This is a genomic window from Haladaptatus litoreus (genome assembly GCF_900156425.1).
Lineage (GTDB): Archaea > Halobacteriota > Halobacteria > Halobacteriales > Haladaptataceae > Haladaptatus > Haladaptatus litoreus.
The window spans coordinates 165661-186578 of record NZ_FTNO01000007.1 but is presented as its reverse complement, the minus strand read 5'-3'; the positions used below and the strand labels follow the sequence as shown (position 1 = coordinate 186578).

At 55.6% G+C, this 20918-nt stretch carries 17 protein-coding genes and 2 pseudogenes; 13 read left to right on the top strand and 6 right to left on the bottom strand.

Annotation, left to right across the window (positions count from 1 at the left end; genetic code table 11):
• Positions 1 to 798 precede the first annotated feature (798 nt).
• Together BW974_RS22265 and BW974_RS22260 are read right to left on the bottom strand one after the other, a co-directional pair.
• Positions 799 to 1977 (bottom strand): CaiB/BaiF CoA transferase family protein, encoded by a 1179-nt coding sequence (locus BW974_RS22265; protein ID WP_076433107.1) that lies wholly within the window; start codon positions 1975 to 1977, stop codon positions 799 to 801.
• 6 nt (positions 1978 to 1983) lie between these two features.
• On the bottom strand, positions 1984 to 3162 hold the full coding sequence (locus BW974_RS22260) for an acyl-CoA dehydrogenase family protein (protein ID WP_076433105.1): 1179 nt from the start codon (positions 3160 to 3162) through the stop codon (positions 1984 to 1986).
• A 288-nt stretch (positions 3163 to 3450) separates the two neighbouring features.
• On the opposite strand from BW974_RS22260, the gene BW974_RS22255 reads away from it, so the two are divergent.
• A complete protein-coding gene (locus tag BW974_RS22255; protein WP_076433103.1) occupies positions 3451 to 4446 on the top strand; it encodes an LLM class flavin-dependent oxidoreductase in 996 nt (331 codons plus the stop codon).
• A 226-nt stretch (positions 4447 to 4672) separates the two neighbouring features.
• Here BW974_RS22255 and BW974_RS22250 read toward each other — a convergent pair whose 3' ends face one another.
• A complete protein-coding gene (locus BW974_RS22250) occupies positions 4673 to 5173 on the bottom strand; it encodes a MaoC family dehydratase (RefSeq protein ID WP_076433101.1) in 501 nt (166 codons plus the stop codon).
• Between the two features lie 129 nt (positions 5174 to 5302).
• Here BW974_RS22250 and BW974_RS22245 point away from each other — a divergent pair, with 129 nt between their 5' ends.
• From BW974_RS22245 to BW974_RS22235, 3 genes are all read left to right on the top strand, one after another.
• The gene (locus BW974_RS22245; RefSeq protein ID WP_076433099.1) at positions 5303 to 6295 is read left to right on the top strand and encodes a TIGR03617 family F420-dependent LLM class oxidoreductase; all 993 of its coding nucleotides are present in this window, start codon (positions 5303 to 5305) and stop codon (positions 6293 to 6295) included.
• A 146-nt stretch (positions 6296 to 6441) separates the two neighbouring features.
• Positions 6442 to 7071 (top strand): isochorismatase family protein, encoded by a 630-nt coding sequence (locus BW974_RS22240; protein ID WP_076433247.1) that lies wholly within the window; start codon positions 6442 to 6444, stop codon positions 7069 to 7071.
• Between the two features lie 49 nt (positions 7072 to 7120).
• Entirely contained in the window at positions 7121 to 8056 is a 936-nt protein-coding gene (locus BW974_RS22235) for an isocitrate lyase/PEP mutase family protein (RefSeq protein WP_076433097.1), read from the top strand.
• A 9-nt stretch (positions 8057 to 8065) separates the two neighbouring features.
• Here BW974_RS22235 and BW974_RS22230 read toward each other — a convergent pair whose 3' ends face one another.
• Positions 8066 to 9475 carry an MmgE/PrpD family protein gene (locus BW974_RS22230; RefSeq protein ID WP_076433095.1) on the bottom strand — a complete coding sequence of 470 codons (1410 nt, stop codon included), beginning with the start codon at positions 9473 to 9475 and terminating at the stop codon, positions 8066 to 8068.
• 93 nt (positions 9476 to 9568) lie between these two features.
• Between BW974_RS22230 and BW974_RS22225 the strand changes: the two genes are divergently transcribed.
• The 4 genes from BW974_RS22225 to BW974_RS22210 all read left to right on the top strand — a co-directional run bounded on the left by BW974_RS22225 (position 9569) and on the right by BW974_RS22210 (position 15328).
• Complete coding sequence (locus BW974_RS22225) at positions 9569 to 11014, top strand: amidase (protein WP_084186444.1); 1446 nt, start codon at positions 9569 to 9571, stop codon at positions 11012 to 11014.
• Between the two features lie 98 nt (positions 11015 to 11112).
• Positions 11113 to 13197 carry a hydantoinase/oxoprolinase family protein gene (locus tag BW974_RS22220; RefSeq protein ID WP_076433093.1) on the top strand — a complete coding sequence of 695 codons (2085 nt, stop codon included), beginning with the start codon at positions 11113 to 11115 and terminating at the stop codon, positions 13195 to 13197.
• Between the two features lie 3 nt (positions 13198 to 13200).
• Positions 13201 to 15093: a hydantoinase B/oxoprolinase family protein gene (locus BW974_RS22215; protein WP_076433091.1), complete on the top strand. Its 1893-nt coding sequence runs from the start codon at positions 13201 to 13203 to the stop codon at positions 15091 to 15093.
• A 46-nt stretch (positions 15094 to 15139) separates the two neighbouring features.
• A complete protein-coding gene (locus tag BW974_RS22210) occupies positions 15140 to 15328 on the top strand; it encodes a hypothetical protein (protein WP_076433089.1) in 189 nt (62 codons plus the stop codon).
• Here the strand turns inward: BW974_RS22210 and BW974_RS22205 are convergent.
• A complete protein-coding gene (locus BW974_RS22205; RefSeq protein WP_076433087.1) occupies positions 15312 to 15968 on the bottom strand; it encodes an isochorismatase family protein in 657 nt (218 codons plus the stop codon). The two genes, BW974_RS22210 and BW974_RS22205, sit on opposite strands and share 17 nt — an antisense overlap.
• A gap of 196 nt (positions 15969 to 16164) precedes the next feature.
• Between BW974_RS22205 and BW974_RS22200 the strand changes: the two genes are divergently transcribed.
• Positions 16165 to 16650 carry an Lrp/AsnC family transcriptional regulator gene (locus tag BW974_RS22200; RefSeq protein WP_076433085.1) on the top strand — a complete coding sequence of 162 codons (486 nt, stop codon included), beginning with the start codon at positions 16165 to 16167 and terminating at the stop codon, positions 16648 to 16650.
• A gap of 311 nt (positions 16651 to 16961) precedes the next feature.
• Positions 16962 to 17474 (top strand): plastocyanin/azurin family copper-binding protein, encoded by a 513-nt coding sequence (locus tag BW974_RS22195; protein ID WP_076433083.1) that lies wholly within the window; start codon positions 16962 to 16964, stop codon positions 17472 to 17474.
• A gap of 115 nt (positions 17475 to 17589) precedes the next feature.
• Here the strand turns inward: BW974_RS22195 and BW974_RS24405 are convergent.
• Positions 17590 to 18039 (bottom strand): annotated as a pseudogene (locus BW974_RS24405) (transcription initiation factor IIB); the annotation flags it as partial.
• Between BW974_RS24405 and BW974_RS22180 the strand changes: the two are divergent.
• The 3 genes and pseudogenes from BW974_RS22180 to BW974_RS22170 form a co-directional block, all read left to right on the top strand.
• Positions 18020 to 18541: pseudogene (locus BW974_RS22180) on the top strand (transposase); the annotation flags it as partial. The pseudogenes BW974_RS24405 and BW974_RS22180 overlap by 20 nt on opposite strands.
• Positions 18542 to 19385: 844 nt before the next feature.
• Entirely contained in the window at positions 19386 to 20384 is a 999-nt protein-coding gene (locus tag BW974_RS22175; RefSeq protein ID WP_076433081.1) for a ParA family protein, read from the top strand.
• A complete protein-coding gene (locus BW974_RS22170) occupies positions 20381 to 20863 on the top strand; it encodes a DUF7970 domain-containing protein (RefSeq protein ID WP_076433079.1) in 483 nt (160 codons plus the stop codon). The genes BW974_RS22175 and BW974_RS22170 overlap by 4 nt, the downstream gene beginning before the upstream one ends.
• Positions 20864 to 20918: the final 55 nt, after the last annotated feature.

The window sequence follows — 20918 nt, the reverse complement described above, 5'->3', positions numbered from 1 at the left end:
GCTCTTTTACTCGGGGTTAGCACCGCTCTTAAACACTCATTTGTTCAAATTCTATCTCAAAAAAGGATGAAGATCACGGTTGTGGGAACTATTCATAGACACAGTTCGTGAACTTGAATGATTCCACGAGTATCCCGTAGCTTTTATCGGGGAATGAATCACTCAGTGACATAGGAGTTTTGTACGTCGTCAAGAGTATTTTGACTCAACTCGGAATCCATGATCTAAGTGGGGGCAAGTGGTCTGCATAAGATTGCGTTAACTGAAATCTGGGAGATCCGTGACCGAGTTGGATCCACGTGGCCAGGGGGAACCCCCGGACACATTTCTTTACCACGAGGGCCTGCCTACGATATTATTGCTGATACTACGCTATAGTGCTGATCCATGTGAAGGTGTGGCATTCCTATGATCTCGTTCATTACAATTCTACAGCTGTAATGATCTGGTGCAAATTTACAATTATATTACATATGGAAAAGCTATTGTCTATGAAACATCATTTTTTGCAATGACAGACTCCGTGCACTCGTTCACAGACCCAGAATCCATGTTCACATCTCACAAATCTCGATTCAATCCTTGGTAGAGTATCAATAGCTATCAAAATTCTCGTGATATCCGGAGTGGGATATCACAGCTACACCTCTTTAATACTCATTTTAGAATGAGAATTAAAATCAGGCGTACTCGTCATGACGCTTGTCGAATCGGCTATACCATATACAATGAGAACGGATCAGTCCCTTCAACCACACAAAGACGAGTAAAACGAGAGTCGAAGACGTGTGCCGATGATTAGATGACTCCGATATCTTCTAACGATTCGATTTGCTCCTGAGAATAGCCGATTGTTTGAAGAACGGCTTTCGTGTCCTCCCCAAGATCGGGCATCTTCTCCCGGCGTAACTCTGCCTTGTTCATGTCCAGTGGGTTGTCGATGAACTTGACGGAACCCGCTTCGGTGTCGAGTTCGCGCACCATCTCCAAGTAGTCGGTTTGCGGGTGGTCGAGTACTTCATCGATTTGGTTGACGTCTCCCCATGGGATGCCGACGGCTTCTAACCGAGCAGCCCAGTGGTCACGTGATTCGGTCGCAATTTCGTCTTCAACGATGGATTCGAACGTTTCTCGGTGTTGGATACGCTTTTCGTTCGTAGCAAAGCGCTCATCCTCCAAAAGGTCGGGTTGGTCGATAACCTCCTCACAGAACAGTTCGAAATGTGGTTCCGAGAGAACGGCGAAGTTGATGTACTGTCCGTCATTTGTTTCGTGTGGGCCGTACGGTGTGAGAAGATGATGGCGCATCCCTACGCGGTCAGGAATCTCGTCGTTGTACCAATATTTGAGTGGGAAATAGCCGAGCCACGAAAGCATTCCACCGAACATTGTCACGTCGAGTTCTTGGCCTTCACCGGTACGTTCGCGCTGAAACAACGCAGTGAGCGTTCCGATGGTTCCGTACATCGCGGCATTGATGTCACAAATCGACAGTGGAATCTTCGCGGGGGCATCTGGACTGCCGTTCATCATGATGAGGCCCGTCTCGCCTTGCATCACCATGTCGTATGCTTTGCGGTTCTCGTATGGGCCATCCCGTCCGTAGCCGGAGATGTTGAGGTAGATGAGGTCTTCGTTCTCTTCACGTAGCGACTCGTAGTCAAGGCCGAGGCTCTCGACGACGCCAGGCGAGAAGTTTTGCACGACGACATCGGCCTTTTCAGCGAGTTCTCGACAAATCGTGTTTCCATCCTCGCTTTTAAGATCGAGTTCGACGCTCTTCTTGTTCCGATTCACCCAGACGTGGGCAGAGGAATTCCCCCGTACTGCCGTATCCCAGTGACGGTTCACGTCTCCGACTCCAGGACGCTCTATTTTGATAACGTTAGCGCCGAGATCGCCGAGGATTCGTGTGCAAAACGGCGCGCTGATACCACTTTCGAGGGCGAGTACGTCGATATCGTTGAGTGCGTACATAGGTGTTTAGTATGATCGAGGGAGGTCAAGAACGTGCTCTCCGATATAATTGAGTATCATTTCGTCGCTGATCGGTGCAATACGGGTGAGCCGAGCCTCACGATAGAATCGCTCGACATCGTATTCGACAGCGACCCCGTAGCCCCCGTGCGTCTGAACGGCGGCATCGGCTGCCTCGGATGCGGCTTCACGTGCCATGTACGCCGCGATGTTGGCCGCCTCACCGACATCGCGACCTTCTTTGAACGCGCGGGCTGCCTGGTATGTTATGTTGCGTGCGGCCGTCATGCGAGCGTAAGCGTCGGCGAGGGGATGCTGAATCGCCTGATTACTACCGATTTGTCGGTCGAACACCTCACGTTCAATACCATACTGAACGCCTCTATCGATGGCGACGCGTGCCAACCCCACAGCTTCGGCGGCGATGACGACGCGTTCCTCGTTGAGACCGTCCATCACTTGGTAAAATCCGTTGCCCTCTTCGCCGATAAGGTTCTCTGCAGGCACTTCAAGGTCTTCGAACCAAATCTCATACGAGGGAACTGCCGCACGGATGTTCTTCTCTATCTCGGTTGCGTCGACCGCCCCTTGTTCTTTGGCGTCTTCAATATCGATGAGGAAGAGGCTCATTCCTTGGGTTTTCTTTGCTACTTCCTCCTTTGGCGTCGTGCGAGCGACGAGTACCATATAGTCCGACGCGTGAAAGCGTGAACACCAGGTTTTCTGCCCGTTGATAACATAGGTGTCACCATCTCGCTCTGCGGTCGTCGTGATACTGGTGGAATCGAAACCGGCATTGGGTTCGGTAAGGGCGAAACATTGCAACAGTTTCTCGCCGGTTGCCAGTTTAGGGAGCAGTTTCTCTTTCATTTCCTCACTTCCGTAGTTGAGTACGGACCGCGGGATGAACATCGCTCCATGACAGGCCATCGACCCGTTGAAGCCCGCGCCGCTGGCGGAAATCTCTTCGAGAATGATCGCTGCTTCGAGGGGGTCGAGTCCCGCACCATTGTACTCTTCGGGAATGACGGTACCGAGCCAGCCATGCTCCCCGAGTGCTTGAACGAAGTCCATGGGGTACTCCGCGTTTCTATCGTGCTTGCGCCAATACTCGTCGTCGAAATCGTCACAAATTCGTCTTACTTCCCTCTGGATGAGTCGCTGCTCCTCGCTAAATTCGAGCATACCGTACACACTGGCAGAAACCGCATAAAGATTGTGCTAAAAACACACATGGGAATGTATCCACCAACGGTTAGTTCGAAGTATACATTCTGTTTCTCGGGAATTCGAAGTTGCGAGAACGTAGTCTACTCGCGATAAGCGGAACGACACGCTATTCGTGAGCGAGAATTGTTCGCGCACTTTTGCTGATACACAGATCGGGTTCGGGCTTGACTACCTGCTACCAGACGAATAGGTATCGAACCTTCCCGAAGCTACAAATACACGACCGTCATGATATGCATTAACATGGAATTCGGCCTACTCCTTGTCAGCCAGTACGACGAGTCTCGACCCATGCAGGGAATCGGCGACGAACTCATTGCACAGACGGAACTCGCGCGTGACGTCGGGTTCGACAGCGTCACCGTCGGCGAACACCACGTTACCAACAGCGACCAATACCTCTTGAACGAAGCGGTCGTGGCCCATGTTGCGGAACACATCGGAGCGATGGATCTCTGGACCACGCTCTGTCTCCTCCCATATCACAATCCAGTCCGCATCGCAGAGTTCGGTGCCACGATCGACATCCTGACAGGCGGTCAATTCCGACTCGGCGTCGGCCTCGGCTATCGGGAGAAGGAGTATGACGTGTTCGGGGTGTCAAAAGCCGACGGCCCCGGCCGACTCATTGAGGGCGTCGAGATTATTAAACGTCTCTGGACAGAGGACTCGGTAACCTATCACGGCAAGCACTTCACTCTCGAAGAGACCTCTATCCGCCCGCAACCACTACAGGACCCCCGTCCTCCAATTTGGATCGGTGCTAGCAACGAATCGAGCGTCCGTCGTTCCGGACGTATCGGGGATGGTTTCATCGGTGCCCACGTCCCATTCGGTCTCGCGAAACGTCAGGTGGCCGATTTCTACGACGAACGGCAGACCAAAGGTATCGACGGTGGCGACGTCGGTTTCATCCGGGAAGCGTTCGTCGCGGAGACCACCGAGCAGGCAGAACAGGCGGTCCGCGATCCGCTGATGGGGAAGTACGAGAGCTATAGTAACTGGGGGCAGGACGACGCAATCGAAGACGACGACTTCGGATCGCCGTGGGATAAGCTACGCCACGAGCGATTCCTCGTCGGTAGCCCGGATGACGTTATCGCTGACATCGAACGGTATCGAGACGAGATGGATCTCGATTATCTGGTCATTCGCACGCAGTTCCCCGGGAGCGATTTCGAGGACGTACATGAGTCGGTCCGTCTGTTCGGTGAAGAGGTCATCCCGGCGTTCCAGTAAACGACAGTACCGTTCGTAGTTCTGCTGGGAGCCGTCCGTTCATCGACTTTGAAGGCCGAGGACAACACGGCTAGAATGAGAATACGACCACACTCGTCTCTGATGTCGTGGCGCGGATCGGATCTCCAATCCAGCGCGACCGTAGTAACGAGGTCACCTGAATCGCCTCTGGGTCGTTCCCATAGTACTCATTTCGTACTTCTGTCGTCACCGCCTTACCGGGAACCTATTCGTCCGTGTCGCGCTTCGGAATGAGCATCGACCGCTCGAATTCGATGACCTGTTCGTCGGTCTGTTTGTACCCCCGAGTCTCGACGGTGACGATACCGTCATCGGGGCGGCTTTCGCTCTCACGCTTTCCGAGAACTTCGCTCTCGGCTGAGAGCGTATCACCGTGGAAGACAGGGTTCGTGAGTCTAACGTCGTCCCACCCGAGATTTGCGACTGTCTTGTAGCTCACGTCGCTCACGCTCATCCCAGTCACGACTGATAACGTGAGCGTGGAATTGACGAGACACTCACCGAATTCAGTGTCTTCGCCATACGTATCGTCGAAATGGAGCGGGTGGTTGTTCATCGTGAGCAGGGTAAACCGAACGTTGTCATCCTGTGTGATAGTCCGCTTCGGCCGATGCTCGTACACGTCGCCGACCTCGAAATCTTCGTAGTACCGACCGTACTCCTCTCGATAGCGACCCTCGCCGACCTCATTGATACGTCGAACCATAACGATCTATTCTCGAATGGACGATTTATTCCTTTCGTCGGTAGCGAAACACGAGTCGTCGGTGCAAAGCGATCCTTACATGCCACTCCCGACGTAGCTTTATTACGCTCGCAAGCGGTGTGAGCAACGATGCACGAACTGCAGATTGATACCTTAGTGCCGGCACTCTCGGACGAGACAGCCGAGGTCGCAGAACGGGCAGAGCGACTCGGGTTCGACGGCGTGTGGAGCATGGAAAATAGCAACGATGGGTTCCTGCCGCACGTCCTCGTCGCCGAGCACACCGACCGAGTGACCATGGGCAATCGAATTGCCCTCTCGTTTACGCGCAGTCCGATGGTCGTCGCTCAGATGGCGTGGGATCTCGCTCGCTACTCAAATGGGAGATACATCCTCGGCCTCGGTACGCAAGTCAAGGGCCACAACGAGCGGCGGTTCAGCGTCGAGTGGAGGTCGCCCGGACCTCGCCTCCGCGAGGTCATCGAGTCGATTCGGCATATTTGGGAGGTGTTTCAGGGTGAGGCGGATGCACTCGACTACGACGGTGAACACTACTCGTTTTCGCTGATGACCGACCGATTCGATCCCGGTCCTATCGATCACCCCAACATTCCGATTTACATCGGCGGTGTGAACGAGTACAACCTTAGGCTAGCTGGTGAATTGTGCGACGGTCTCTCCATTCACCCGTTCACGTCGAGCCGGTACGCGAACGATATCATTGCCGAGCGAATCGCGGAGGGTGCAGCACGTGCTAACCGCGACCCGGACGAAGTCGAGATACTCGCCAGTCCGCTGGTCATCACCGGCGACACCGAGGAGGAGATGGCCGAGAACCGAGAGCGAGTACGGCGTCGAGTAGCCTTCTACGGCAGCACGCGCACCTACCACGACGTGTTGGACGTCCACGGTTGGACATCACTCGGTCAGAACCTTCACGAACTCTCGAAGGAGAAAAAGTGGGACGAGATGGCCGATCTCGTGACCGACGAGGTGCTCGCGACGTTTACCGTCGAAGCCTCACCCGCAGACCTCCTCGACGCGGCAGCGAGCATGTACGAGGGCGTTGCCGACCGCGTTGTCCTTCCCATGGAATACGCCGAGGCCTATATGATCGGGTGATGTCGATGAGTTCGTCGTCGTGCACGCTCGACCGGGCAAGTCGTCAAGAGCCTCGCGTCAGGATTGCTGCTGTACGTGTCCGTGGCCGACACCCGCAACGGTTTTACGCTGGAGCGTGAACTGGGTCATGATACACAATGGATAGCATGGAGTCGAGGGAGGAAATATACGAGCACGCCGGGATGACGGAGAATCCAATCGGATTCGGCGAACGACCGGCGATCGTCGTTGTGGACATCCAGAACGGTATGACCGACCCCGATAACCCGCTCGGGTCGGTGCTCCCCGAGATGGTAGAGTACGCGAACGAGGTCGTGAGAGCAGGGCACGAAGCCGACGTCCCCGTGGTGTTCACTCGGACAGTTACGAAACATCCCGATGCGGCGGATATGGGTGTTTTCGCCGAGAAAATACCAGCGCTGAAGACGCTCCAGGACGAAACGGAGTGGACGGAAATAGACAACCGGATGGATGTCGACGAGGCTGACCACATCCTCGATAAGCAACAGCAGAGTGCCTTCCACGGTACCGAACTCCACTCGATGCTCACGACGTTGGGTGTCGACACGCTCGTCGTCCTTGGGTGTTCGACGAGCGGATGCGTCCGGGCGACGGTGTTCGACGCCGTGGCCAACGGCTTTCGAACCATCGTTCCGGTCGAAGCCGTCGGCGACCGGTCGACGGAACAGCACGAGGCGAACCTGTTCGATATGGGGGCAAAGAATGCCGACGTGATCTCAACAGCGGACGTCCTCGACTATTTCCATTCGCAGTGAGTCGATCAGGTGACACAGTAGTTATGATGGCTGCCACTCCTTTTAGGATATGTACCGCGAACGACTCCGAGACCTCATCGATCAGGACGAACTGCTGCAGTGTCCCGGCGTTCATGACCCACTCACGGCCGCCGTTGCCGACGTCGTCGGATTCGACACCATCTATATGACGGGATACGGTACTTCCCTCTCGAAGACCGGATACCCCGACGCCGGTCTTCTCACAATGCCGGAGATGGTAGAAAACGCAAAGAACATTCAGGAACGTTCGTCCGTTCCGGTCATCGCCGATGCCGACAACGGCTACGGCAATGCGACGAACGTCGTTCGCACCGTCCGCGAATACGTGAAAGCGGGCGTCGCCGGAATCCACATCGAGGATCAGACGTTCCCGAAGCGCTGCGGTCACACGAAGGGTCGGAAGGTGATTCCGAAGGCAGAGGCGGTTGGTAAGATACGCGCCGCCGCGGACGTTCGCGATGAGCGGGACGAGTCGTTTGTACTCATTGCGCGCACAGATGCTCGCGGGGCAGTCGGCGGCGACTTAGACGACGCTATCGGGCGCGCGAACGCGTACGTCGACGCCGGTGCTGATGTCGCATTCGTTGAAGGGCCGGTAGACGAAGACGAAATCGCACGAATTGGGCGCGAAGTTGATGCACCCCTATTATACAATTGCGTCGGCGAACTCGGCACATCGCCATATGTCGAACCGGATAGGCTGACAGAATTAGGATTCGATCTCGTTCTGTACCCTGTCGCGTCCACGCTCGCGACCATTGCGGCCGTCCACGAGCGCCTCTCTGGACTAAAATCCGAAGGGATGGACGCCCTGGTCGACATCGACCGAGCTTTCGCCGAGACACCCGTTGGCGACCTCCACGAATTCTCCGGGTTCCCCGAGGTCGTCGAGTGGGAGCGTCGCTACATGCCCTCGGACGAACAGGAAAAGTACGGTGACTCGCTCGGTGACGACGTGGAATAACCCGGGTGGTCAGTCGGTTGTCGATAGCGTTGTCGCACTCGAGCGGTCGCGAGCGTAGGGTTCGACGAGAGCGGCTACGTCGTTCGACTCGAGCGTTTCGATTCGGTCACGTGCGTCCGCGGTTGCCGACTCGCCGACGACTGGTTCTACAAGTTCGTCGAACTTCGCGACGAGTTCGTCCCAGGAAAGCGGTTTCTCGGGTTCGCCGCTCGCATACTCAGTGGCAGCTTCGTACGTCCCGCCAGCTGTCTCGACCACTACATCAGCAGCCCACTTTTCCGGGTACGCGTCATCGATCCATTCCGCGGACTCCACGGTAGTGCGGTCGACAAGTTTGCGGAGGTCATCGGGGACATCCCCATCAACGGATTCAACGAACGTATCGACACCGGCGTCGCGTCGTCCGAGCGCGAGTGCGGCACCGAACGGCATGCTGAACTGTGCATCCACGAACGACTGCGGGTAGGTGTTCTCCGGATGCCCGATGAGTTCGATGCCGGGTGTCGCGATACGTACCCTGACGGATTCGACCGCTTCCGGGTCGATGGATTCCGACTCCGCGATGTCGAGCAGGAGGTCTATCGGTGCGTGCATGTATCGACAGCAGGGATACGGTTTGACGCCGACCTTCAGCAGTTCGTAGTCCTCGCCAAGCCCCTCGGTCGCTTTCTTCGGATTTGGGTTGTCCGAGTATCCCTGCAGGAATCCCCGGTTCCCGTCGATAGGGTTCGATGCGGCGAAGAATCCGGCTTCAGCGAGCGAACCGCTGGTAAGAGCGGCATGAGCAGCCCATCCGGGATGTGCGCGTTTGTTCCAGCCGCCATTTTCGAGGAACTGGAGCGACCCCGCCGCTTGACTGCCGTTGAGACCGAACGCTGATTCGAACGTCTCCGCATCCCATCCGTAGACGACGCCTGCGGCGGCCGTCGCGCCGAACGTCCCACAGGTACCTGTCATGTGGAACCCGCGTCCGTAGTGTGACGCCGGGTTGACCGCCATGCCGAGTCGGCAGATGATTTCGTATCCCGCCACGATACCCGTGAGAAGCACCTTTCCAGAGGCGCCCGACTTCTCCGCTGCGGCCAGCGCGGCGGGGATGACGGGCGCACCGGGATGGAGCGACGCTGCCCGATGAGTGTCGTCGTAGTCTAGCGAGTGCGCCATCGCGCCGTTGAGGAACGCGACGTACGCGGGGGATCCGGACTCACCGGTCGTTAGAATCGTCGCCCCGCTGCCGCCCTCGTCGAGGTTTTCGATTCCCTCAATAAGCGACTCACTCGATTCGACCCGTGTTCCGCTCCCCACGGCGATACCGACGGTATCGAGGATGAGATGTTTCGCGTGTTCGACGACGTCGTCTGAGAGGTCGTCGTACGCGAGCGACGCACAGAAGTCTGCATACGTCTCTGTCGTGTTCATTGCTAACGTGTATAGTGACCTCGCACATGCACTTAGTCCTTTGTCCAGCAGCACAACCGGAGTTATTTATTCAGTGAACGGGATTTGTGTGGTATGGCCCACCATACTTCAGCGGAACGTGACCGCCTTCGAACGCTAACCGAGCGACTCGGTTTGAGCGTCAGCGACGAAGGAATCGACGCGGCACTCGACACCGCCGACGAACTGGGGTCGGCGGTTCCCGAATCCGCGACGGTCGAACGGCGGGAGTCGGTCGGTTCGATGGCCGACGACCCGAACAACGCACTGCTCGAAGCGTACGACGAACCGCGCGTCGAGACGGACGAAGGCCCCCTCTCGGATGTCTCCGTCGCGGTGAAGGACGTCATCGCCGTCAAGAACCTCTCGATGACGTGCGGGTCGAAATCGTTCTCGGTCGTGCCCTCCTACGACGCTACTGTTGTCGAGCGCCTTCTCGACGCCGGTGCTTCCCTCGTCGGCAAAGCCAATACGGATGCCTTTGCGTTCGGCCCGACGGGCGAGTTCAGCGAGTTTGGGACGGTGACAAATCCGGTCGCTTCCGATCGAGTTCCGGGCGGGTCGTCCAGTGGGAGCGCGGCGGCGGTCAGTGCTGGAACCGTCGATGCCGCACTTGGAACCGACACCGGCGGGAGTGTCCGCATTCCGGCGGCGTGTTGTGGCGTCGTCGGCGTGAAACCGACTCACCGCTCGATGTCACGATACGGTTTCGTCGATCTTTCACCGACGACGGACTGTATCGGCCCGCTGGCACGCGACGTGGAAACCGCCGCGCGAGTGCTCGACGCCATCCGCGGCCCGGATGTTCGTGACCCATCGTCCAGTCATGTTTCCGGTGAATCGGCGACTGATGCGCTCGACAAGGACGGGGACCTCACGTTTGCACTGCTGTCGCCGTTCGTCGAGCGGTCTTCGGACAGCGTCGCCGCAACCGTCTGTGCTGTCGCCGACGCACTCGATGCACGCGAGGATGCATCGGTCACCGCGACAGACCTCGAACTCGGCGAAATCGAGACGGCGTATCCGCTTACTATTGCAACCGAGTTCGCGTGGTTGCTCCGTCAGCGTGGAACAATTCGGGGACAGGGAACGCAGTACACCGAGGAGTGGCGTGAAACGTTCGAGTCGTTCACCAACTGTCTGAACGAACACATCGCGCTCCGCGTTCTCCCGGCCGCGTATCTCGACGAACGAACCAACGGACGGTCGTATGTCGCTGCCCGCGAAGCGGTCACGGAATTTCGGCGAGAACTGCACGGTCTGTTCGCCGAGTTTGACCTCCTCCTCGCACCGACCCTGCGCGTATTGCCACCGAAATACGGCGAAATCACGGCGACGGAGGGAATGAAGAACATCTCGGGGAACACGGGGCCGTTCAGTCTCACCGGCAATCCGGTTATTTCGGTACCGGCTGGTGAATCGAACGGATTACCGGTAGGGATGCAGGTTATCGGCCCGCACTTTAACGACGCGCGCGCCGTCCGGGGAGCGACACTCATCGAATCGGTGCGCGATTGCTGACGGTCGGACGATTTCGACGTTGGGAAAAATCCGCCCATGCAAAAACTTAACATGGTTGTTGATGACTCACAGTATAGGCGTCAGCCTGTGGACGAAGAATGACAACTATTCAAATCGGAGTTGACGTAGGAGGTACGAATACGGACGTCATCATGGTCGCGGACGACATGGAAGTCACGCACAAGCTTCCGACGACCATCGACCCGTCAGAATCGAGCGCCACCGGAGTGGCAGAAATCGCGGAGCAACACGACATCGACCCCGCCGACATCGACACGGTTCTGCACGGAACCACGGTCGGAACGAACGCACTCATCGAAAACGAGGGGGCGAAAACCGGGATGCTCACGACCGAAGGCTTCCGGGACGCCATCCACATCGGCCGCCATCGGAAGCTTCACACCTTTTCGATTCAGTTCGAACAACCGCAGCAAGCGAATCCCATCGTTCCCCGGCGACGACGGAAAACCATCTCGGAACGGATCTATCCACCCGGTGAGGTCGTCCGACCGCTCGACGAGGACGAGGTCATCGAGGCGACGGGAGAACTCGTCGACGACGGCGTCGAATCCATCGCCGTCTGTTACCTCCACTCCTACCTCGATACGACTCACGAAGACAGAACGAAGGAACTGGTGCAGGAACATTTCCCGAACGTGACTGTCAGCACGTCGAACGAAGTGGTGAACCAGTTTCGCGAGTACGAACGCTTCACCACGACGGCCATCAACGCCCGTCTCGCTCCGGTGATGTCGAACTATCTCGACCGATTCGAACGGCAACTCGCGGAGTTCGGCTTCAAAAACGCCGACACACTCATCATGCAGTCGAGCGGCGGGATGGCGAGCGTCCGGGAAGTCACGAGAAAGCCCATTACGACGCTCCTGTCCGGACCCGCGGGGGGCGTCCTCTCGGGGCAGTTCTCCGGACAGAAGGTGAACGAGGACAAACTCATCACCATCGACATGGGAGGGACCAGCGCCGACATCTCGGTCGTTCCGGGACGATTGCTCGAACGCGACGCCCGCGACAGCAAGGTCGCAAACTATCCAACGGTAACACAGATGTTGGACGTGGAGACCATCGGCAGTGGCGGCGGTTCTATCGCGTGGTTCGACCGAGCTCACGGATTCAACGTTGGTCCAAAAAGTGCCGGTGCGAACCCCGGTCCTGCGGCGATGAACCGTGGCGGCGAGCGACCGACGGTGACCGACGCCCAGGTCGTTCTCGGCCGCATCGACCCGGACGCGTTTCTCGGGGGAGACATCGAACTGAAACCCGAACTCGCGCGCGAAGCCATCGAAAAACACCTCCTCGATGTGGTCGACCAAGAACAGTTCTCGACGGTCGAACGCGCCGCGCTGGCCACGCTTGAGGTCGCAAACAGCAACATGTATCAGTCCATCCGCGAGCAGACCATCCGTCGGGGATACGACCCACGGGAATACACCCTCACCGGATTTGGCGGAGCAGGTCCCATGCATACGGTCGACCTCGCCGAGGAACTCGACGTTTCCACGGTGTTGATTCCGCCGTCGCCGGGCATCGCCTCGGCGAGAGGTCTCCTCACAGGGGACGTCAAGTACGACAATCAGGTGACGGTGAGCCAACGGTTGAGTACGGTAGACGCGGACGAGGTTGACCGACGGTTCGAGACGCTCGTCGAGCGTGGAACCGAACAACTCCGTGGCGATGGCATCGACGTGGACGAACGGGCTACGCTAGAAATGTTGGTCGACATGCTCTACGAAGGGCAGGGCTACGAACTCACCGTCGAATTCGATGGAACTGACGGAGATTGGCGTGAACGACTGCGTGAACGTTTCGAGAGGAAACACGAAGTAGAATACGGCCACTACTTCGAGGACGACCCCATCGAACTGCTGAACCTTCGCGTCTCCGCCAGTGCCGAGAGCATCCCCTACGAACCGCAGACGGTCGATGAGAACGCCGATGCGGAAGGGGCGAAAACGGGTGAATCGACCGTCGTCTTCGGAACCTCTTCGAACCCGGAACCGCAGACCGTCGCCCGCTACGATCGTGATAGGCTCGGGAGCGGGAGCGTCATCGACGGCCCGGCTATCGTTGACGAGTTCGACAGCACGGTGGTCATCAACCCCGGCTGGAACGCGGAGGTATTGGAGAGCGGGTCGATTCGACTAACCAACGACGGAGGTGCGTGAACTATGATAACAGACGACAGCGATGAGCGAGCGCGAGAACAGCGCGGTCTTCTCGAAGAACGCGAACTCGACCCGGTTACCCTACAGGTCATCGGCGGCGAGTTCGACACGATTGCCGAGGAGATGGGAAGCAAGATGATTCGGTCTTCGTACTCTTCCATCATTCGAGAGAGCGAGGATATTGGTGCGGGTATCTTTACACCCGACTGCGAAGAGGTCGCGGAGAGCGACTACACGCCGATGCACGTCGGTTCGCTGCCGGGCTATCTGCGCGGCATGTACAAATGTATCGAAGAACGGGGAGAGGACGTTTTCGAGATAACCGAACCCGGTGACGTCTACTTTCACAATCATCCGTACTACGGTGCGAGCCACTCACCGGACATCGCGGTAATCGTACCCATCTTCTACGACGACGAACTCGTGGGTTGGTCGGCTGACACCGCCCATATCCTCGACATCGGTACCGCCACGCCCGGCATCACCATCGACCTGTACGACGTGTACGCCGAAGGACAACTGTTCAAGGCACGCAAAGTCATCAGCCGCGGCGAGCGCATCGAGCAGGTTTGGAACCACATTCACGACAACACCCGGACGCCTCGAATGAACGAGGGCGACCTGCAAGCGATGATCTCGGCCGCGGAAATCGGCCGTCAGCGGTACGTCGAACTTATCGAGAAGTACGGTTTGGAGACGGTTCAGCAAGCGGGTGACGACCTCATTTCCTATGCCGAGGATTTGCTCCGAAGCAAAGTCGCGGAACTCCCTGACGGTGAGTGGCACGAAACGGCGTACCTCGACGACGATGGCCGTAACCGTGACAAGCGTATCAAAATCGACGTGAAGGTGCGCGTCGACGGGGACGACATCACCATCGACCTCACCGACTCGAACGACCAGGTTCCTACCGGTTTCAACTGTCCCGTCGACGGAGCCACGAAAGTGGCGGCGTACTTCACCCTTCGGGCACTCCTTATGGACACCTACGTTCACGACGAGTACATTCCACAGAACTCCGGGACGTTCGAGCCGATCAACGTCGAGACGAGAAAGGGGTCTATCTTCGATCCGAACCCCCCGGCCGCCGCGTTCGCCCGAATAAATCAGGTGGACATGATGGGCGACCTCATCGTGAAGGCACTTCGCAACGCCGTCCCCGACCGTGTTATGGCGGGGAACGCGGCACAGGTGTTTTTCACCAGTTACAGCGGCCCCGAACCGGATTCGGAGGGTGACGAATACTGGGTCTATCTCGAAGTAAACGACGGCTCCTACGGTGGTCGTCCGGACAAGGATGGTATCGACTGCGTCGGCGCGCTCATCCACAACACGCGCAATCGACCAGTCGAGGATATCGAACTCTCACATCCGATGCGAGTCGACCGATACGAACTTCGTGAAGACGGTCACGGCGCCGGCGAGTTCCGCGGTGGGCACGGTGTCTGCCGTGAAACGACGTTCCTTATCGACACGGTAATGTCAACCGAAGGGGACGGCAAATATCACACACCGTGGGGTGCATTCGGCGGCAAGGAGGGCGCAGGAGCGTCCATGTGGCACATCCGAACCGACGACCCCGACGGCAGTAGACCCATGTTTTACTCTCGGCGCGACCAGATGCCCGACGAGATGGACTACGGCGACGAAGTGGACGACGTGGACGAACTGTACACCAAGGTCACTGGCTACCAGTTCGAACCCGGAGATCACTTCATCGTGAAGTCGGCGATGAGCGGCGGATACGGCGATCCCCACGACCGCCCAGTGGAAAAAGTGTTTGATGATTACCGCGACGGGCTCATTAGCAAGGAGATCGCCCGCGAGGACTACGGAGTTGTAATCGAAGACGGTGAAGTGGATCACGACGCGACGGCTGACCTCCGCGACCGCTGATGCAATCGGGGAAAATTATTTCGTCGCAACTGTTGTATCGTGTCGTATGACGCGGTATCCGAACCCAGCCGACCGGTTCGATTACCGGTGTGACGACTGTGGTGCTCGGATTCCACCGTTTCAGGGATTATACTGGTTCGTCCGCGACCGGACAGTCGATGACGGAGATGGCAGCGTTGAGGTTCCGTATTGTCCGAAGTGTGGCGGCGAAACCATCGTTAAGCACGGTCGGTAGGTTTCGTAGCATTTATTGAACGGAAATATTTTGCAACTTTGGTCATTGAGAGCACGTCAGCGAACTTGGCGTCAATATCCCAGAGGTGAGCCTCGTGTTGCTCGGTCGACCGGTCGCCAACGCACTCTTTCGGGACGATAGTCCGAAACCCCTGTGCGGCGGCATCGTCTACGGACGAACGAATGCACCCGCTCGTCGAACAGCCGGTGACGACGAGCGTGTCGATTCCCATCGCGGTCAACATAGACCCTAACTCCGTGTCGTGAAACGCACTAGCGTGGCGCTTATCGAGAATATGGTCGTCATTCTCGACGTGTAAGCGCTCATCGAGCTTCGTAGGGTACGACCCCGCTGTCCATTCCTTCAGTGCGGGTATCTTTTCAACCCAGAGACCGCCATCGATGGCGTCGGGATGACGGTAGACGACGCGAGCGAACACGACCGGAACGTCTTGCTCATGGGAAATATCGATGAGTTCGTTGGTGTTTTCGATGACGTTCGATAGGTCGGAGCCGATGGGTTCGTCTGGATCTGTCTCCCCGTTCTGGAGATCAACGACGAGCAGGGCCGGACGGTCACCGAAATCGTGGGAATGGCCAACCATGCCTGCATCGTCGTACACTCGTTCCTTGTCAGACATTCGTGAACAATTACCATGGCATCGCTAATAATCTATCGGGTAGCGGCGCCTATGGTTTCCGTCTTTGAACACTTTCTTCCACGTCTTGTAACCAATTCTGTATCCGAAACCTCATCAAATATCACTGTTTGTGTGGTCGGGTGCGATACACCTGATCGGCAGAACGCTTATTCTTCTATTGTGTATCTGACTACGTATGACCGCGAGCAGGTCGGAAGGAATGGACGAAATTGACCGAATCGTACTTGGAATCCTCGCTTCGAATCCGCGCATGCCGTACTCCGATATTTCGAGCCTCCTCGAAGAACGGGGGTATGAGATGAGTAGCGAGGGGATTCGGTACCGCGTTCAAAACCTCTTCGACACGACTTCGACGTTTTTCATGATCGACCCGAAGGAGCACGATTGGTTGGTTCTTCGAACTGCCCTCACCGTCGTAGACGAACCTGACGCTAAGGAACGAGCGATTGAAACACTTCGCGACGACCCCTTTTGGTTCATCAGTTCCGGGTTCGGATCGTTCGACATTTATGCGGTTGCGATAGCACCGACGACGAACGAGATTGACGACCTCCTAAATGACCTGCGTGGTATCGACCTCATTGCTGACGTTGAGTACTTTATCGAAACGCACCGAACCGTCGACATTAACAAATATCTCCCGATACTGGATAGCGTATGACTGTCATCGGTTAGAAAGGGTTCGAATGTGAGATGAAATTACGATTCATTCCGGCGGTTCTTCCGCAATAAGTTCGCCGTGTCCCCTCGATCCGCTTTCTAACTATAAATCCAGCAAAAAACCCAGTGCAAACGAGCAGAATTGCACTCACCCAGCGTGATGACGCTGCAACTGGCCCAATGCTTGCGACAAACACGATAACGGCTTGAACGCTTGCACCGATAGCGATCGGTTTCCAGTACATACTTGCCCTCGCTTGTCCCGAACATCTATCGAGAAATGCTTTAGCCTGCAGGTCAAAAGTGGGTGTAATGCACAGGCGCGCAATCATTAAACTACTTGGCTCAAGTGCAATCGGTGGTAGTACGATCCTTTCTGGATGCGCTCGTCTGAACACATCTGGTTCGTCAAAGACAGTTCGAATGGGTACAAAAGGGCATCAGTCATTTTTTGATCCAGTTGGGTTGCTTGTCGGCCCTGGTGAGACAGTAACATTCGAGATGGAGAGTGGCAACCACTCCGCGACAGCGTACTATGAACAGTATAGCCTCGCGAAGGAAACACGGATCCCAAAGAGCGCTGAACCCTTTGACAGTGGTGTTCTCACTGAACAGGGGGATACGTTTGAGCACACGTTCGACACGAAGGGTACCTACGATTATTACTGTATTCCACATAAGACGATGGGGATGCTTGCTCGAATCGTCGTTGGAGAACCAGGTGGTCCAGCTGAGGGGGGTATGCCCTCTGATGGGAAAGTACCGACAAGTCAACGAATCATCGACAACGGAAGCGTTGGTTATGAACAGTTCGACACGAAATAACTGCTCGGCATGGTCTGCAAACTACATTATTCCCTGACCATCCCGGACATTTAGACACAACTCGACGTGTCAATTCGGTCTTCGATACGAAAGATACCAATACCGCCAGTTTCGTTCACTTCGAGTACAGCTCAAATAGTTCTTGATATCGGTTCCGTATCGTCACTGGGGAAACGTTCGTGAGATCCGCGACTGCCTCTTATGTAACCGACTCATTTGTTAATCTGGCAGCTGCATACACTGCTTCTGCAGCAAGTGCGACGGGACTTTTCCCACTATGTGCGTTCTGACGCTTCGCCGAATCAAGAAGCTTACGAGCGCGATGTTCCGTCTCAGTACTGAGATCGAGCCCAGAGATAAAGTGTGGTATGAACTGCCCAGGGTTCGGTGGCGGAATTTCGAGTTCGAGTTCACTGGCGAGATACCGATATGCACGCTGAATGCGACGTCGCTCGACACGGCTTACTGCTGCAAAATCATTGAGACTCCGGGGAATGGTGGCTTGTCGTGCTGCGGCGTACAGACTCGCTGTTGCGATCCCTTCGATGGATCGCGAGTTCAATAGCCAGCATATCTTGGAGGAAATCGATCAGCGTGGGCTTCAGTATGTCGTGCCGAAACGAATGCAGACGAGCGAGCAAGCCCAACCACAGCGGTTGCTGCAGTGGGGTCAGGATCGGTACGTGACAAACTGGAACCTTCTGCTGAACGACGATGAAAGGCACGAAACAACACTGATCTACCGACGCCAGGACAACTCCGAGCGGACAGATTATCGTCAGTATTCGGTGTTCATGACGAACGGAGATCCGAGGTTGTTGCGTGAGTATGAATACCGGTGGGAGATTGAAAGCGGCTACAAGAGCACCAAGCGATTCATGGCTGCGACGACGTCAAAGAACTTTGTCTTGCGATTCTTCTACTTCGCGTTTGCCTGCTTGCTGTACTCGATTTGGCGAGCAGTCGATCTTCTTGTGCAGGTCGAATTGACTGGCGAGTACAAGCGGTCACCAGTTGTGACGGCAAACACGGTCCTTACACTGTTGAAGCAAACAGGAATCGGCTAGAACAGATTTTGAGCCGATGAACGCCAGATAATCAGCGGCAGCGCTAATCCGACCGGTCGCTAATTCGGGGAAGAGTTAGAATAGTAATCAGAATCGATGTCTGAGTTCCAGTTTGAAATGCTTGCAGTGAGCGGTTTGCTCCAAATCGTGCATTCTAGAACCTCTGTATCTACTCTAGTCTCATCTTCCGGTTTGTGCGTTTGATGTAGCGTTATATGATTTATAGATATGTGAATTACTATTATCGTAAGAAAGAGAGCTTGTGACCTTGATCTACACTGGAAGTAGTGGTGTGTAGTGCACTTCTCCATTTGTTTGTAATGAGAAGTGAAAGTCGGTGAGTCGGTGCCGTCTACGAAGCATAAAACATCCTCTGGCAACGAATCTGGGTCCAGGAGAGATCAGAGCGTGTTTGATTGTAGAAGCATAACCACGCACCACAACCAGGCAGTCTGGACTGTGGAATTTTAGTCAGTTCAAGCAGGCCTAAAATAACCTACGGGCAGAGTTCCCAACCCCACATGTGACTCACCTATGATCAAGACTTTCTATCCTGCCACACTGTTTCTTTCCGTCTACACTTTCCGTAGATATCTTAACCGCGTTACAGACAGTTGTCTGTATTGTCTGTAACAGACGACCATAGCAGAAACCCGCCCAGCACAGAAGAGTAGTACAGCAATCTAAGACAGACAATAGACCATAATGCCTGTTACAGGCATCAATTACAGACATACATTACAGATAGCTGGTACAGAAACCCCAGACAGATCATAGTCACAGATATTTGGAACAGATGTCTGACGTAGATTTATGTAATAGAGAGATAGAACAGAGAATCAAGATGATAACCTCGGTCGTCTATTCGGAATCCGGCGGGACGTACAAAACGACACTCACCGCTAATCTGGCCGTACCGTTGGTTCGAATGGGATTAGATGTATTAGTCATCGATCTCGATCCACAGGAAGGGAATCTGACGAGCCTGTTCAACCTCGGCGAACATCGCAGCGATCCCGAGGCAGACAACCTAGTAAAACACATTCTCGAGATGCCCGACGGCCCGTTCGAGGATCTCATCGAGACGAGCGATGAAGGTGTTGACGTGATTCCAAGCCATGACATGCTCGGAGATTTCACATCGAATCTCGAACAGAAGATCTCCTATGAGAGTGGGATGAAAAACATCGATGCAGATGACTACCCGCGGTACGAGCTACTGTATCGACTCCTGTGGGAGAAAGAAAACTTAAACGAAAAGTACGACGCTATCCTCATCGACCCGAACGCTCGAGCCGAGGATTTACTCTACAATGCCATATATGCGATGCGAACACTCATCGCACCCGTTAAGCCAGCGGGGAAGGGCAGTTTGAGCCTCGACGGATTAGAAGAACTTGTCGTGAATATGCAAACCAACCTTGATATCGAGATCGGTCTCTCGTGTGTCGTTCCATCAGGTGTTCGCCGGACAAATGCCCATAAACAATATCTACGCTACTTTGAGAACAGTGACGCCTTTGAGACGCCAGTCGTCATTGGTGACCGCGAGAGTATGATGGACGATATGTGGGAGGCTCGTGGCTCGGCGTTCAAGGTCATTGAGGAGCGCTGGAAAACCATCGATGACGACAGTGACGGCGGGAGTAGTAAACCGGGTGTTCGGAAGGTTCGGGACCGTGAGGTCGACACACTTGTCGATCTCTATCGACTCGCGGCGTTTGTCGCAACCGATACCTTTGGAATGGATATTGAGCCAGTGCTTGAGCTCGATTTCGACGGACAAGGTACACGAACAATCGATCTCCGTGATCAGGAAGCAGTCGAGGTGACAGAGACATGACGAACTCATTTAAATCAGGCTCCGGAAATCTGGACTTCGGAAACAGCGACAACGAATCTAGCGAGACTGGAGAGCAGAACGACGCCGAGGAGCAAGCAGAGGAAAGAGAGGTGTCGGACAAAGAAGAATCATCTACAGAAACGTCCGGAGGCCAATTCGAGCAACCGACGGAGCAAACCACTTCGGGAGACAGTAATCAGTCAGACTCAAAGCAGGCCGAAGATACGCCATCGGAGGAGTATCCCTACTATATCCGTCGAAGTAACATCGGGGATGAGAGGGACAAGCGGCTTGAGCTACACGTCCGGGATTCAGTAACTAGTGACGAGCCAACGTTCCGAAGTAGACTTGCCGACGAACTCAATGTCGACGAAGTTGCAAAAACGGATGCTCGAGAGGCAGCGTTGTTGTTTGCGTTTCAAAACCCCGAAAAAGTAGCCGAGTTACTGCGCGAGGAGGGATTCGGGGTCTTTGGATAGAATTCGTCCCAAGCACAGCTTTGAGTTGTTTTCCTCTGGATCCTCTCACTACTGG

Bases quoted from the DNA above. Each gene is read 5' to 3' on its own strand.
- BW974_RS22240 (WP_076433247.1), top strand. From the start codon at position 6,442: ATGGAGTCGAGGGAGGAAATATACGAGCACGCCGGGATGACGGAGAAT.
- BW974_RS22265 (WP_076433107.1), bottom strand. From the start codon at position 1,977: ATGTACGCACTCAACGATATCGACGTACTCGCCCTCGAAAGTGGTATC.
- BW974_RS22235 (WP_076433097.1), top strand. From the start codon at position 7,121: ATGTACCGCGAACGACTCCGAGACCTCATCGATCAGGACGAACTGCTG.
- BW974_RS22170 (WP_076433079.1), top strand. From the start codon at position 20,381: ATGACGAACTCATTTAAATCAGGCTCCGGAAATCTGGACTTCGGAAAC.
- BW974_RS22205 (WP_076433087.1), bottom strand. From the start codon at position 15,968: ATGTCTGACAAGGAACGAGTGTACGACGATGCAGGCATGGTTGGCCAT.
- BW974_RS22250 (WP_076433101.1), bottom strand. From the start codon at position 5,173: ATGGTTCGACGTATCAATGAGGTCGGCGAGGGTCGCTATCGAGAGGAG.
- BW974_RS22245 (WP_076433099.1), top strand. From the start codon at position 5,303: ATGCACGAACTGCAGATTGATACCTTAGTGCCGGCACTCTCGGACGAG.
- BW974_RS22220 (WP_076433093.1), top strand. From the start codon at position 11,113: ATGACAACTATTCAAATCGGAGTTGACGTAGGAGGTACGAATACGGAC.
- BW974_RS22225 (WP_084186444.1), top strand. From the start codon at position 9,569: ATGGCCCACCATACTTCAGCGGAACGTGACCGCCTTCGAACGCTAACC.
- BW974_RS22195 (WP_076433083.1), top strand. From the start codon at position 16,962: ATGCACAGGCGCGCAATCATTAAACTACTTGGCTCAAGTGCAATCGGT.
- BW974_RS22200 (WP_076433085.1), top strand. From the start codon at position 16,165: ATGACCGCGAGCAGGTCGGAAGGAATGGACGAAATTGACCGAATCGTA.
- BW974_RS22230 (WP_076433095.1), bottom strand. From the start codon at position 9,475: ATGAACACGACAGAGACGTATGCAGACTTCTGTGCGTCGCTCGCGTAC.
- BW974_RS22260 (WP_076433105.1), bottom strand. From the start codon at position 3,162: ATGCTCGAATTTAGCGAGGAGCAGCGACTCATCCAGAGGGAAGTAAGA.
- BW974_RS22255 (WP_076433103.1), top strand. From the start codon at position 3,451: ATGGAATTCGGCCTACTCCTTGTCAGCCAGTACGACGAGTCTCGACCC.
- BW974_RS22215 (WP_076433091.1), top strand. From the start codon at position 13,201: ATGATAACAGACGACAGCGATGAGCGAGCGCGAGAACAGCGCGGTCTT.
- BW974_RS22210 (WP_076433089.1), top strand. From the start codon at position 15,140: ATGACGCGGTATCCGAACCCAGCCGACCGGTTCGATTACCGGTGTGAC.
- BW974_RS22175 (WP_076433081.1), top strand. From the start codon at position 19,386: ATGATAACCTCGGTCGTCTATTCGGAATCCGGCGGGACGTACAAAACG.